At 38.7% G+C, this 752-nt stretch carries 3 protein-coding genes; all 3 read left to right on the forward strand.

Features of this window, described 5'->3' with window-relative positions:
- Positions 1-231 (forward strand): hypothetical protein (locus ACGF5R_RS24255; RefSeq protein ID WP_387693182.1); only part of this gene is annotated, 231 nt, incomplete at its 5' end.
- Positions 232-285: 54 nt separating this feature from the next.
- Positions 286-474, forward strand: coding sequence for a NinE family protein (locus ACGF5R_RS24260; RefSeq protein ID WP_112879902.1), 189 nt, complete (start codon positions 286-288; stop codon positions 472-474).
- Positions 446-752 (forward strand): recombination protein NinG (locus ACGF5R_RS24265; RefSeq protein ID WP_387693184.1); only part of this gene is annotated, 307 nt, incomplete at its 3' end. The genes ACGF5R_RS24260 and ACGF5R_RS24265, both read left to right, overlap by 29 nt.

Consider the following 752-nt stretch of genomic DNA (forward strand, 5'->3'; position numbering starts at 1 on the left):
AATAATCTTGAATGGTGTACCAACGAGCAAAATCTAAAACATGCATGGAAAACAGGGTTGTGTGATAACCAGAAATCACCAGTAGTTTCTATGGATAAATCAGGATTTGGATTTTGGTATCCATCTATGCAATCAACAAGATTTTACGGTTGCAATCCATCACTGGTGCATAACTCAATAAGTGGAAAGCAGAAAACTCATAGGGGTATGAGTTGGAGTTACGCCGACTGACAACGCCAGCCGATTGTGAATATATGAAATTAAAACAGGAGCAAGATAGATGAAATGACACGTCAAACATCACAGACTCAGAGAGTCATCAATAATTTAATCTATAAGGTCCCGTCTAATAAATCAAAGCCAATCCCGACTGAATCAGAAGTTAAAACGTTTGATTACGTTTATAAACTATTGCGTGCCAAATGGGATCGGAGGAGAAATAGAAATGAAAAAACCAGCGAGGCGGAAATGTAAAATATGCTGTGAGTGGTTTATGCCGAAATACTCGAATATATGGTGGTGTAACCCGGACCACGGCGCAGAATTAGCAATTAAGAAACGAAACAGAGACAGGGAAAAAGCAGAGCAGGCACTTAAAAAGAAACGTCAGCAAGAATTAGCAGAACAGAAAGATAAACTCAAAGCCCGTAAATTAGCAGTCAAGCACATATCATATTTCAAGAATCAAGCGCAACAGGCATTTAATGCATTTATCAGAGAAAGAGATAAAGACCTTCCGTGTATTAGCTGTG

Origin of the sequence: Photorhabdus sp. RM71S (assembly GCF_042879355.1) — a bacterium.
GTDB lineage: Bacteria > Pseudomonadota > Gammaproteobacteria > Enterobacterales > Enterobacteriaceae > Photorhabdus > Photorhabdus kayaii.